Here is a 12645-nt window from a genome sequence, read left to right on the forward strand (position 1 = left end):
CGGTACCACACTCGTCATTCACCTACGACCCCTGAAGGGCCTCTTCTTTCTTCTTGAGTGCCGGCGGGGTGAACGTGGCGGCGATGGCGCCCGTGGGACACTCGGCCACACACTTCCCGCAGGCGATGCACTTCACGGGGTCGATATAGGCAAGGTTGTGCTCGAGCGTGATCGCCTGGGTCACGGTCTCACACACCTTCACGCACTTCCCGCAACCGATACAGGCGACCGCACAGTTCTTCCGCGCGAGGGCTCCCTTCTCCGTGTTCCGGCAGTTGATCCAGACCCTTCTGCCACGCTTGCCCCTGGGCCTGAGCTCGAAGAGGTTCCGGGGACACACCTCCACACATACCCCGCACGCTGTACACTTCTCTTCGTCCACCACAGGAAGCCCGGTGACAGGGTCCATACTGATGGCATCGAAGGGACACGCCTCGGCGCAGTCGCCGTAGTGGAGGCAACCGTACGGACAGCCTCCTTCGCCCATGGAGGCCATATGCGCAATTCTGCAGGTACGCGTCCCATCATAGGTAAATTTGGGAGGTGCGGCCTCGCACGAGCCGCCACACCGTAGGACCGCCACCGGGATATCCTTCCCGCCGAGCTCCACGCCCAGGAAGGCGCCGATACGCGTCATGGTCTCCTGCCCACCGGGTGGACAGAAGAGACCAGAGGTATCGCCTTTATCGGCCCCCGACACGAGGGCCTTGGCCAGGCCTGCACAGCCCGGAAAACCGCAGGCCCCGCAGTTGATACCCGGAAGCATCTCGGTCACCGCAGCCACGCGCGGATCCTCCTCCACCGCAAACTTACGCGAAGCCCAGTAGAGGATCAGTGCGAACACAGCGGCCATCACCACGAGTGTGGCGACAGAAGCGATGATGATAGTCACGGTATACTCCTCATCGTGTGGTATGGGAGTGGCGTTCCACCCTCACGCTGAAACTGCGTTCCAGGCTCTTCCGGAAGAGGGCGAGGATACCGTAGTAGAGGGCCACGGTCCCCAGTCCCACAATCGCGGAGACGACCTCGGCTGCACCCAGAGCCAAGGACGCGAAGATCCCTCCCAGGAGGAGGAAAGCAGGGAGGGCGAGACCCAAAAGGATGGCCTTCCAGCCCAGACGCTCCTCTATGACCAGGCGGACCCGCTCGCCGGGCTCCACCGGTTCCTCCGTCGTGACGAGGAGTTCCTGCTCTTGCGAATCTCCCAGAGTGCAGGCACCTCGTGCCGCACAGTGGGAACAGAGGGTGGAGCGTTGCATGACGATGCGGACACGGTTCTCTTCCCGAGCGACCACCACACCGTCGTGCGAAATGTTCTGCACAGTGGCCATACCGGCTCCTTTTCTCGTATACCCTATACTCTCCTTTTTGGGCCGAGTCTGTCAAGAAAGACATCCAATGAAGCCATCCTTATTCCCAGATCGACACTCGTGAAGTATTCTCCCGGACCTGTATCACGAAGGTGAGAGTGCAGAAAGGGGTGTATGAATAATAATTTATCTATAAGATTGAAGATTTTCATCTTCCTTGTGACTTGCGATCCCTGTTTCCCCCTACTATAGTCTTTATATAGAGAAGCGCATGAGGAGGATGTATGGAACCTGTGGATCGCATGAGAGAGCTCCTCTCGTTCATCTATGGACCGGAGACGGGACGTGACACCCATGAGGCGCTTCATGCCCTTCTTGATGGGTGGAGGGGCCGTCTTCCTTCTCCTGACGAGGAGTATGCCTCCGGCCGCCTTCCGCTCGATCACACAGATGCGGTGCTCATCACGTATGGTGATCAGTTCGGAAGAAAAGGGGAAGCCCCCCTCGCCACCCTCGGAGAGTTCCTTCGAGAGTACCTCTCCGGCACGATGAAGGGAGTCCATATCCTCCCCTTTTTCCCCTATTCCTCCGACGACGGATTCTCGGTGATGGACTACCGCCGGGTGAACCCGGAATGGGGCACCTGGGACGATGTCCGCCGTATAAGCGAAGACTTCCGCCTCATGGTGGACCTCGTACTCAACCATTGTTCTGCCAAGAGCGAGTGGTTCAGGCGCTTCCTCCAGGGCGATCCTGAGTACGAGGACTTCTTCATCACCGTGGAGCCCGGCACCGATCTCTCAGGGGTCTTCAGACCCCGTGCCCTTCCCCTTGTTCACGAGTTCGAGAGTGCGAAGGGGCCGGTACTGGTGTGGACCACCTTCAGCCGGGATCAGGTGGATCTCAACTATGCGAACCCACGGGTCCTCCTGGAGATGATCGACATCTTCCTCTTTTATGTCTCTCAAGGGGCCCAGATCATCAGGCTTGATGCCATCGCCTATCTGTGGAAGGAACTCGGTACTCCCTGTATCCATCACCCCAAGACCCATGCCGTGGTGAAGCTCTTCAGGGCGATCTGTGAGGAGGTCTGCCCCTGGGTCCTCATCATCACCGAGACCAATGTGCCTCACAAAGAAAACATCTCCTATTTCGGTGATATGGACGAGGCCCATCTCGTGTATCAGTTCGCCCTTCCTCCCCTCGTCCTGGATGCCTTTCTCCGGAAAGATGTCTCCTACCTCAGGGAGTGGGCACGTACCATCGATACCTACGGCGGAAAGGTGAGCTACTTCAATTTCCTTGCCTCTCATGATGGGATAGGCGTACTTCCGGCTCGAGGCATTCTCCCTGATGAGTACATCGATGCCATGATCGAGGCGGTGAAGGATAGAGGAGGGCTCATTTCCTACAAGAGTACACCCCAGGGAGAGGTGCCCTATGAGCTCAACATCAACTATCTGAGTGCGATCAGCGAGAGCCACCTCGACCGCCCGACCCGGGCGAGGAAGTTCCTCGCAAGCCAAGCCGTGATGCTCTCCCTGGTGGGGATGCCCGGAATCTATGTCCACAGCCTTCTGGGTTCGGAAAACTGGCGCGAAGGGGTGGAGAAGACCGGGATGAACCGCACGATCAACCGGCAGAAGCTCTCCTACGAAGGGGTGCTCGAGGAGCTACGCGATCCTGAGAGCCTGAGGAGCATGGTCTTCGAGGGCTACCTCGACATGCTCGCCGCCCGACGGAAGAGTCGCGCCTTTGATCCCAGGGGGATGCAGGAGGTGCTCGAGGCCCCTGAGACCGTGTTTGCCCTCCTGAGGAGGAGCCCTGACGCCACAGAGGAGGTGCTCTGCCTCATCAACGTGAGCCACATCGAGCAGGAGTGCGTCTTCCCCTCCTCGATATTCAGAACCGCGCCGGATGCGCACCTGTTCACCGAGCTCACAAGCGGGGACACCCTCGTCCCCTACCGAGAGGACGAGGACCGCTTCTCCATCTCGCTCGGCGGCTACGAGGTCCTCTGGCTCACACCGTATCGGGACAAGGGCTGATGTTGTTGTAGCCGAAGTGGCTCACCAGGATGGAAGTGAGCTTGGTCTTGAGCACGCTGTAGGAGTAGTACTGACGCGCGAGCTCGTAGTTGTGGTCCACCCACTCCTGTATCACGTCGGGCCTCTTGAGCAGTTCCCGCGCGGTATCGATGAGATCGGTGGTGATGAACTCGTCCATCTCGAGGCACTTGAACCCCTTGGGCCGTATGTCGTGGCTGTAGACCGAGTAGTTGTTCACCAGGAGCGGTTTCTTGAAGAAGATGGCCTCGAGAAAGGCGTTACCGAAGCCCTCGTAGATGGAAGGATAGGTCACCAGATCCGCGTGGGGATAGACGTCGTAGAGTGAGTAGATCTTCCTCCCGTCAGGGGTGTACCCGCGCGTCTCTCCTATGATGTCGCTCACAAAAATCGCATTCACCCCGAGCATCTGAGCGTACTCTCTCACCCTTTGTTCGTACTCGTGGCCTTCATCGCCCGATGCATGGGAGATCACCAGCTTGGCAGGAAGACCGAGTCGGGCGGTGAACTCTATGGCATGCTCGATTCCCTTGCGCTGGACCACCCTCGTGGGCTGGAGGATGAAGAGTTCGTCCTCGCGTATGCCAAAGGCCTCCCGCACGTCCTGCGCCCACTCATCGGGAGGTGGGGGAGGCACTTCGAACTCCATCACGTTGGGGATGAGGGTGGATGAGATGCCGGTGCGGAGGGCGAGTTGGTTCTGCGCCGAGCTGTTGATGACCACGTGGTGTACACTCGCGAGGTGGGGGGGATAGGCCCAGTTGATGTAGTCCCACACGCAGTTGGTGAGGAACCGCTTGCGCTCCCAGTAGAAGTCGTGGTGGTGCCCTATCACCTTGAACCCCGTCTCGGCGATGAACTCCGTGAGGGCGAGCGCGAGGGGGATGTTGAGGGGAATGGCAAGTACATTCTCGGGGATGAGGAGGTCGAGGGAAAAACGCCGGACGAACTCGTAGATGTGTGTCTTGAGCGTTTCCCTCCTCTCGTGGACCATACGACTGGTCTCAGGATCTCTCACCGTCTGGTAGAAGCAACGGTAGTAGAGCGTCTTTGCGTCGGAGGTCTGGAAGTGTGCCTCAGGGACCTCGTACGAGCGGTCGGGAGGGGTGTCGAGCTGACCCGCCATGAAGAAGCACTCGAACCCCATGCGGGTGAGCACGTCGGCCCACTTTTTCGTCTCGAGTGAGACCCCGTCGGTCCCCGAGATCCTGAACGAAATGAATCCGATCCTCAGCGACATGGTTCCTCCTCCTATTCAGTATTGGGTACAGGGGGGGTAAAGTCAAATGATATCCGTCTTTTCTTGACAGTAGCGCTTCCATTCCCTACGCTCTTTGTATACGGGATTTAAGGAGGTGACCCATGGAAGAACGTGTTCGAACGTACGGTCTCGGCGAGATGCTCGGCACTACGTTCCGGATGACAGGTGAGTTGTGGCGCCCCTTCCTGGTGGTATGGGTATGCCTCTGGGGTTTCACCGGGGTGTTCCTGGCGGGTACGGCGAGGGTTCTTCCCGGGATCATGAGGACGCTCGTCTTCACGGGCGAGGAGCTCTCACACCACTATGATCGGGGTCTCGACCTCATGCAGGCGGTCCTCGCCCAGTTCGGGAGACTCTGGGTCTGGGATCTGGTGTTGATGATCGTTCAGTGGATGGGTACACTCGTGGTGGGGCTTCTCGCATGGGATCACGTCCACCGTGCTGAGGGGAACCTCCAGGGTGCGCTCGTGAGGGTGGTCCGAGCCTTGGGACGCCTCATCTTCCAGTGGCTCGTCATGGCCGGATTGGTACTGCTCTCGCTCATCGGCCTCGGTGTCGTGGGGGCCGTGGGAGGCTTCCTCGCCTCTCTCCTCCTCGAAGAGAGGGTGGCCACTGTGCTCATCACCGTCCTCGTCGTCCTCCTCGTGGTGGCGTGGTACGTATTCCTCGTCTGGTTTTTGGTGGCAGTGAACTTCTCGGCGTATGCCGTGATCTTCGAAGACAGGGGCGCGTGGGCCGGTATACGTCGGAGTCTGGAACTCGTCTCAGGCTCGTGGTGGAGGGTCTTCGGGTATCTCTTCCTCTTCTGGTTGCTCGTGGGGTTCATGGGGCTTCTCCTGAGTTTCCTCGTCCAGTCTCCTTTGAGCTTGAGTCTCTTCTCTCGGATCCTCCTCTCACCCGATCCAAGGAACCTGGAGGATCTCGTCTCCAGGATGCTCTCCTTCTACAGCAGTCCCTGGGTCTGGGTGGGAGTCTGGGTGGTGGAAGGGATCCAGCTCATCGGCTCCCACATCCTCGCTCCTGTCTTCACCGCGCTTCTCTTCGTGGATCTCTCGGTGCGGAAGAACGCCCCGGCATCCGATGTCGTAGAACCCGAGGCAGGCGTGCCGCCCGAGGGGGGCGACGTGTGAACGAGAGAGGGGCATCCCCCATCCCTACCTTCGAACGCCCCGGGCAGAGTCCGGTGTTGGGGGCCTTCATCCTCGTCTTCCTCACAGGAGGGCTGTACCTGGCGATAGGCGGGCTCGTGGGCGAACTGGTGGGGGCCTTCCTCTTCCTCGTGGGGAAGGGATTGGAGAGTCCTTCCCTCCTGGACGAGGACTTTCCCTCTCTCCTCAGGGAGTTCTACCGGGCCGTGAAGGTCCCTTCCCTCGTTCTCACCCTTGTAGTGGAGTGGGGAGTCTTCGTTGGGCTCGCCTCCCTCCTCGTGCGTCGCTGGCACACCCCTCATGTGTGGGAGTATGCCCTGAGAGGAAAGGCCGACCTTGGAGTGACCGTGGGCGCCTTTCTCTGGGGGCCCATCTTGGTTCCTCTCTCCTCGTTCCTGAGTTCGTGGAACATCTTGCTCTTTCCCGGGCTCGAGGAATTGTTCGAGGTCTCGAGGGAACTCTACCGGGCTGGGAGTCCCCTCGAATGGGTGCTCGTCACGGTGAGCGTGGGGCTCACCCCCGCCTTTTGCGAGGAGTTCCTCTTCCGAGGATTCTTCCAGCAGACTCTTCAGCGAAGGATGCCTCTGTGGGCAGCGGTGCTCATCTCGTCGGGCGTGTTCTCCCTGTTCCACCGTAGTTTTCTCGGCGTGGTCTCCCTCTTCGCGGTGGGACTTGCCCTCGGGCTCGTCTATGCGGCCACCGGCTCCATCCTCTCCTCGGGGGTGCTCCACTTCTCCTACAACATGACCATCGTGCTCCTTGAAAACGGCCTCCTGCCCTTGGGGGGGCCGACGTCAGGTGGAAATCCGTCGTTCGAGTTCCCGGCGGTGTTCCTCTCGGGGGTGTGTTCGGTAGGGATGGGGACCTGGCTGTGGAGGAGGGCTCGGAGGCGGTCCGCGACGAAGGACCCGCAGCCCCCCGAAGGAGGCGTTACGATAGGTGAAGGGAGACGCTCCTCCTTTGACCAGGACTGAACCGATCCTGCACTCCAATAGAGATCATGCGCTCATGATCCCGTAGGGCTCCTTCTCTAGAGGTCCAGATCGATCTCCAGATGGCGGGCGAGGAGGATGGCGGCCTCGGCCGCCCTCAAGGGGAGGTAGACCTCGGTGATCCTTTCGGTGTAGGACGAAGGTTCCGGGTTGATCTCGATGATATGGGCGCCGGCCCGCTCGGCGATGTGGGGAATGGATGCAGCGGGATACACCACTCCGGCGGTCCCTATCACGAGGAGGCACTGGGCCTTGCGGGCTTCATCGACGCTTCTGGTGTAGGCCTCGGCCGGGATCGCCTCGCCGAAGAAGACGAAGTCCGGTTTGATGAGACCTCCGCACGAACAGGTGGGGGGGCCTCCATCTCGAACACTTCCCGGGCTGTGTACCGCCTCCTGCAGAGGGTGCAGACCGCCTCCCGGGTGTTGCCGTGGTATTCTATCACATTCCGTGATCCGGCCCGGTGGTGGAGGTTGTCGATGTTCATGGTGATCACCGCATGGAGCAGTCCTTGTGCCTCCATACGGGCGAGGAGGACGTGGGCCGGATTGGGTTCCGGGGGATGGTCCACCGAGAAGAACATCTCCCGTATGGCCTCCCAGCTCTCCTTCGAATGGCGGAAAAAGAAGTCTATCTCCAGTACCTTCGGGTCGTAACGTGACCAGAGGCCGTCGGGTCCTCTGAAGGTAGGGACCCCGCTCTCATGTGAGATACCGGCGCCGGTGAATCCCACGGTGTAGGAGGATGTCTTGATCAAGGTTGCCGCTCGTTCGAGGAGAGTCTCAAGCATTTCCCGATCCATGGCGCACCTCTTCCCGGGAAAAGATCACCACCCGCTCGAGGAAGTCCTCGATATAGCGGGCCACGGTATGGGGCGCTTCCATGTGTGGCATGTGTCCCATATGTGCCATGGAATAAAAATAGCAGAGGCCGAGGCGTCTCGTAAACTCCGGGGCATGGTGGATCCGCATCACTCTGTCATCCCGTCCCCACAGGAGGAGCACCGGCTGCGTGATCTTGGGGAGGACGTCCTCGAGGTATCCGTCGTGGATGAGGTGTTTGGTGACCAGCTTGAGGGCTTCGTTTCCGCCCTGTTCGAAGAGTGAGGAGAGAACGTACTCGAGGTAGTCCTCGGGGACTGCCTCGGGAGAGGTGAAGGCGTTCTGCTTGATGCTCGTACGGGCGATCGCAGGGTTGTTGAAGGAAAAGCCCAGGTCCACGAGAGGACCGAGTCTCGTGAGGAGGAAGAGGAAGTTGTCGTCCTGGACCGCGAATCCGTAGGGTCCGATGAGCACGAGGGCGGGGATGCGATCGGGCGCCGAGGCGGCGAGATGTGAGGCGAGCCTCCCCCCCAGGGAGTGGCCTATCACGAGGTACCGGGGAATGTCGAGGCGTTCCATGAGTTCGATGAAGAGCGGGGTGTAGGAAGAGACCCGGTAGAACGAGGGGTCGGTGGGTTTGGATGAGTAGCCGGAACCCGGCCAGTCGGGGGCGATGATCCGGTGTTCACGGAGCTCGCCGGCAAGGGGGATGGCCTCGTAACCGCTGCCGTTGTATCCGTGGATGAAGAGGAGAGGGAGTCCTCTCGCTGTGGGGTTGAGGTCGAAGTAGGAGATGGTCAACTCCCCCACCTGAATGAAGTGTTGATCCGGATGTACCGGTGTGGGATGTGTGGACACGTCAGGACCTCCTCTGCAGGAGAGTAGGGCGATGAGCACAGCCATCGCCGGAACGAGGCGGAACGCGGGGTTGCAACGGCTCCTCATTGCACCAGGTATGCTCTCCGTGTTATAAGCATTACACTGTGAGTATACTGAAAAGGAGCGCGTCCGTGGGATTTTTCGAGGCACTTTCCGACCGGGCAAGACAAAAACGATCCCTCCTCTGTGTGGGGCTCGATCCTCGTCTTCCGGAGGGAACGCAGGACCCCTACGAGGCCCTCATGAGGGAGAATCTCCGCATCGTGGAGGCGACCGCCCCCTATGCAGTGGCCTACAAGCCGAACAGTGCCTTCTACGAGGCGTGGGGGACTGAGGGGATGCGGGCGCTCAAGGATACGGTGGAACTGGTCCACCAGCGGACCGATGCCCTGGTGGTGTTGGATGTGAAGCGTGGCGACATCGGAGCCACGGCCGAGGCGTACGCGCGTGCGGCCTTCGAGTGGCTGGGGGTGGATGCGGTGACCCTCTCGCCCTACATGGGTGAGGATGCGGCACGTCCGTTCCTCGCCTATGAGGGGAAGGGGGTCTTCGTGCTCTGTCGGACGAGCAACCCTTCCGCCGGGCGGTTCCAGGAGCTGGAGGTGGAAGGAGAGCCGCTCTTCCTCAGGGTGGCCGACGAGGCGGTGCGGTGGGACGGGGAGGTGGGGCTCGTGGTGGCGGGGAACACGCCCGAGGCCCTTTCTCTCCTGCGTGAGCGGTTCCCGGATGTGTGGTTCCTCGCCCCGGGGGTGGGGGCGCAGGGGGGGAGTGCGGGGGATGCGGTGTGGGCGGGGATGGATGCGGAGGGATTGGGGGTGCTGGTGGTGGTGGCGCGGGGGATCGCCCGGGCCGAGGATCCGGGAGAAGCGGCGGCGCAGGTGGTGGAGGAGATACGGGATGCGCAGGCGGCGGGCCGCGGGTGGACGGGTGAGGGGCTGAAGGAGCGTGTACTGAAGGGACTGGTGGAGGCCGGGTGCTTCAAGGTGGGCGACTTCGTCCTCAAGTCGGGGAAGCGGTCTCCGTTCTATATCGACCTACGCCGCGTCCCTTCGTTCCCCGAGCTCTTCCCCAAGGTGATCAGCGCCTACGCCTCGCTCGCACGAGGGCTCGGATTCGATCGTATTGCAGGGATCCCCACGGCCGGGCTTCCCATCGCCGCGGGGCTTGCGCTCCATCTAAGGAAGCCGCTCATCTATCCGAGACTCGACGCCAAAGGCTACGGCACGGGCAACAGGGTGGAAGGGGAGTGGAAGCCCGGGGAACGCGTCCTTCTGGTGGACGATCTCATCACCACAGGAGGCTCGAAGATCGAGGCGGCCACGGTACTCCGGGATGCAGGCCTTGTGGTTGAAGACCTCGTGGTACTTCTGGAGCGCGGGGTGCGGGGACGCAAGGAGATGGAAGAGGTCGGTATCCGTCTCCACGCCTATGCCCACATCCGCGAGTTCCTCCCGGTGTGCAGGGGCATGGGGCTCATCACCGAAGGGGAAGAGGAGAGGATGCGCGCCTTCGTAGAGGAGACCTGATGGACGAGATGTGGAAGGCGTTGATCACTTTCCTTTCGAAGCCGCTGAGCATCGGGGGACTCGACTTTCCCTTCACCGTAGGAGACGTGATCCTTTCCTTCCTCATCCCTTTGGTTGGTGCGGTGCTCCTCTACAGGGTACTCAGCTTCGTCTTTGCCAGGCTTCTTCAGAGGAGCAGCTTCAAGGAGGAGACGAAGAGGCGTATCCTCCGCTGGACCCGGCGGTCGCTCCGGGTGGTCTTCGGACTGCTCGCCTTCTTCCTTATCTTCGGCCTCTTCGGTACGAGGCTCGGTGAGTACCTGGGGAAGATCTACGCCGTGCTTAACGAACCCCTCTACAGCACGGGGGATACCCGCATCTCTCTCATCACTCTCATCCTCCTCATCCCCGTGTTCTATGCCGCCACGGTGAGTGGAAACCTGATGCGTCGGATGCTCGAGCACTCCATCCTCCAGCGTGTGAAGGGAATGGATCCGTCGCGTCGGTTCACCCTGGTGAACCTGGCCCGTTACCTCACGATCGTCTTCGTCTCTCTGGTGGGACTCTCGTTCATAGGGATCAACCTCTCCTCGCTGATGGTGCTCCTCGGGGTGCTCGGTCTTGGAATCGGATTCGGGCTCCAGTCGGTGGTGGCTAACTTCTTCGCAGGGCTCATCATCATCTCCACCCGGCCCATCAAGGAGGGAGACCGTATCCTGTTCGGCGACATAGAGGGAACGGTCCATGAGATACGTATGCTCACCACGGTGGTGAACACCCTCTTCAACGAGAGCATCATCCTGCCGAATTCCAAGATCGTCCAGGAGGCGGTCTACAACTTTTCTCACTACGACCGGAGGGTGGTGCTCCGAAATCCGGTGCAGGTCTCGTACAAGAGCGATGTGCGCCTGGTGGAGAAGGTGCTCCTCGAGGTGGGGGAACGCTGTCCCTACAGGGTGAAGAACAGGCCGCCGGTGGTCTACCTCAACTCGTTCGACGATTCGGGCATCACCTTCACCCTCTACACCTGGATCTCGAACGTCGACGAGAAGTACCCCGCCCGAAGCTGGATCAACTTCGCGATATGGGAGGCCTTCAAGGCCAATGGTATTGAGATTCCTTATCCCCAACGGGATGTGTACATCCACAAACTGCCTGGAAAGATCGAAGGCATGGAAGAGTAAGACAGGTGGTATCCTGCAGGGGCCCTAGAGAACGAATCTCAGGTTTCAGGTGTGCTAAATCGAAAAGTCCTGTCCTTCCACGATGGCTTCGTACATGCCCTTCTTGGCCTTGTCGATGAGGTCCTTGAGGGTGATGGAGGCGAAGTACTGACGGAGGTGGGAGGCGGTCTCTTTCCAGACTTCGTAGAGCAGGCAGCGTTCGGCTTTCTCACAGAGCTCGGGCCCGGACTTGCCTTCTTCCTCGGTGCAGGGGGTGATGCCGAGGCCTTCGTCCACTGCGTCGAAGATGTCCTTGATGGTGATGCTCTCGAGAGGTCGCGAGAGCACGAATCCTCCTCCCGGCCCCCTCACCGAATCGATGATGCCCACCTTGCGCAGTTTGAAGAAGATCTGTTCGAGGAACTCCGGGGAGATGCTCTCCTCTTCCGCGATCTTCTTGATGGGTATGGGCTTGGATTCCGTGCTCAGGGCGAGGTTCACCATCGCCCTGATGGCGTATCGACCTTTTGTGGTGATTCTCATCGGTACAACCCCGTGCTCAGGTATGGTATCCCGCTGTCCGGGAATATGATGACCACCTGCGCGCCTTTGATGCCCGCAGATGAGAGATATGCGAGTGCGCCCATGAGCGCGGCCCCGGAGGAGATGCCCACCAGGAGGCCTTCCACGCGGGCGATGCGTTTCGCCCCTTCCTTCGCCTCCTCGCTCGAGACGGTGACCACCTGGTCCACCACCTTGAGATCGAGGGTCTTGGGGACGAAGCCGGCTCCGATCCCGGAGATGCCGTGCCTGCCCGGTTCTCCGCCGTGTATCACGGCGGACTCGGCGGGCTCCACGCCGATCACGAGGCACTCGGGTTTCTTTTTCTTGAGGAAGCGCCCCGCTCCGCTGATGGTGCCGCCTGTACCGATGCCGGCCACCAGGATGTCCACCTGTCCTTCGGTGTCGTACCAGATCTCGGGCCCGGTGGTCTGGTAGTGGGCTTCCGGATTGCCGGGGTTGATGAACTGGCTGAGCATGTAGCTGTCAGGGATCTCCTCTACGAGCTCCTCGGCCCGCTCGATGGCCCCCCGCATCCCTTGCTCGGCGGGGGTGAGTTCGAGACGGGCACCCAGGGCTGCGAGCATGTGGCGCCGTTCCACCGGGGCGGTGTCGGGCATCACGAGGATGACCCGGTAGCCTCGGGCCGCTCCGAAGGCTGCGAGGCTCACCCCGGTGTTTCCGCTCGTGGGTTCGATGATGGTGTCGCCCGGTTTGATCCTTCCCGAGGAGGCGGCCTGGCTGAGGATGTGGGCCACCATCCGGTCCTTCACCGAACCGGTGGGGTTGTACCACTCGAGCTTCGCAAGGAGGGTGTTGCCTTCTTCTTCGGAGATCCGGCTGAGCCGATAGAGGGGGGTGTTACCGGTGAGGGCCGTGATGTCGTCGATGAGATTCCGTCGTGCTCTTCTTCTCCGAGTGCTGCCTGCAGGCACC

At 60.6% G+C, this 12645-nt stretch carries 12 protein-coding genes and 1 pseudogene; 5 read left to right on the forward strand and 8 right to left on the reverse strand.

Annotation, left to right across the window (positions count from 1 at the left end; translation table 11 throughout):
- Nucleotides 1-22: 22 nt before the first annotated feature.
- Nucleotides 23-892 (reverse strand): RnfABCDGE type electron transport complex subunit B, encoded by an 870-nt coding sequence (locus tag SPITH_RS04455; protein WP_014624524.1) that lies wholly within the window; start codon nt 890-892, stop codon nt 23-25.
- A 10-nt stretch (nt 893-902) separates the two neighbouring features.
- Nucleotides 903-1334 (reverse strand): SoxR reducing system RseC family protein, encoded by a 432-nt coding sequence (locus SPITH_RS04460; RefSeq protein ID WP_014624525.1) that lies wholly within the window; start codon nt 1332-1334, stop codon nt 903-905.
- Nucleotides 1335-1597: 263 nt separating this feature from the next.
- Here SPITH_RS04460 and SPITH_RS04465 point away from each other — a divergent pair, with 263 nt between their 5' ends.
- Nucleotides 1598-3361: a sugar phosphorylase gene (locus SPITH_RS04465; protein ID WP_014624526.1), complete on the forward strand. Its 1764-nt coding sequence runs from the start codon at nt 1598-1600 to the stop codon at nt 3359-3361.
- On the opposite strand, the gene SPITH_RS04470 is transcribed toward SPITH_RS04465, so the two are convergent.
- Nucleotides 3336-4619 (reverse strand): glycosyltransferase family 4 protein, encoded by a 1284-nt coding sequence (locus tag SPITH_RS04470; protein ID WP_014624527.1) that lies wholly within the window; start codon nt 4617-4619, stop codon nt 3336-3338. The genes SPITH_RS04465 and SPITH_RS04470 overlap by 26 nt on opposite strands.
- Nucleotides 4620-4741: 122 nt before the next feature.
- Here SPITH_RS04470 and SPITH_RS04475 point away from each other — a divergent pair, with 122 nt between their 5' ends.
- Nucleotides 4742-5770 carry a DUF7847 domain-containing protein gene (locus SPITH_RS04475; protein WP_014624528.1) on the forward strand — a complete coding sequence of 343 codons (1029 nt, stop codon included), beginning with the start codon at nt 4742-4744 and terminating at the stop codon, nt 5768-5770.
- Nucleotides 5767-6762: a CPBP family intramembrane glutamic endopeptidase gene (locus SPITH_RS04480; RefSeq protein ID WP_014624529.1), complete on the forward strand. Its 996-nt coding sequence runs from the start codon at nt 5767-5769 to the stop codon at nt 6760-6762. Before SPITH_RS04475 ends, SPITH_RS04480 begins: the two co-directional genes overlap by 4 nt.
- A 56-nt stretch (nt 6763-6818) precedes the next feature.
- On the opposite strand, the gene SPITH_RS12385 is transcribed toward SPITH_RS04480, so the two are convergent.
- The 3 genes and pseudogenes from SPITH_RS12385 to SPITH_RS04490 all read right to left on the reverse strand — a co-directional run bounded on the left by SPITH_RS12385 (nt 6819) and on the right by SPITH_RS04490 (nt 8459).
- Complete coding sequence (locus tag SPITH_RS12385; protein ID WP_245523506.1) at nt 6819-7016, reverse strand: SIR2 family NAD-dependent protein deacylase; 198 nt, start codon at nt 7014-7016, stop codon at nt 6819-6821.
- 30 nt (nt 7017-7046) lie between these two features.
- A pseudogene (locus SPITH_RS12390) lies at nt 7047-7582 on the reverse strand (Sir2 family NAD-dependent protein deacetylase); the annotation flags it as partial.
- Entirely contained in the window at nt 7563-8459 is an 897-nt protein-coding gene (locus tag SPITH_RS04490; protein WP_014624530.1) for an alpha/beta fold hydrolase, read from the reverse strand. The gene SPITH_RS04490 and the pseudogene SPITH_RS12390, both read right to left, overlap by 20 nt.
- 152 nt (nt 8460-8611) lie before the next feature.
- Here SPITH_RS04490 and pyrF point away from each other — a divergent pair, with 152 nt between their 5' ends.
- Nucleotides 8612-10006 carry an orotidine-5'-phosphate decarboxylase gene (gene pyrF, locus SPITH_RS04495; protein ID WP_014624531.1) on the forward strand — a complete coding sequence of 465 codons (1395 nt, stop codon included), beginning with the start codon at nt 8612-8614 and terminating at the stop codon, nt 10004-10006.
- Nucleotides 10006-11169 carry a mechanosensitive ion channel family protein gene (locus tag SPITH_RS04500; RefSeq protein WP_014624532.1) on the forward strand — a complete coding sequence of 388 codons (1164 nt, stop codon included), beginning with the start codon at nt 10006-10008 and terminating at the stop codon, nt 11167-11169. Before pyrF ends, SPITH_RS04500 begins: the two co-directional genes overlap by 1 nt.
- 54 nt (nt 11170-11223) lie before the next feature.
- Here SPITH_RS04500 and SPITH_RS04505 read toward each other — a convergent pair whose 3' ends face one another.
- Nucleotides 11224-11691 carry an RrF2 family transcriptional regulator gene (locus tag SPITH_RS04505; protein WP_014624533.1) on the reverse strand — a complete coding sequence of 156 codons (468 nt, stop codon included), beginning with the start codon at nt 11689-11691 and terminating at the stop codon, nt 11224-11226.
- Nucleotides 11688-12644, reverse strand: coding sequence for a cysteine synthase A (gene cysK / locus SPITH_RS04510; protein WP_014624534.1), 957 nt, complete (start codon nt 12642-12644; stop codon nt 11688-11690). The genes SPITH_RS04505 and cysK overlap by 4 nt, the downstream gene beginning before the upstream one ends.
- Nucleotide 12645: the final 1 nt, after the last annotated feature.

The organism is Spirochaeta thermophila DSM 6578 (assembly GCF_000184345.1).
GTDB lineage: Bacteria > Spirochaetota > Spirochaetia > Winmispirales > Winmispiraceae > Winmispira > Winmispira thermophila.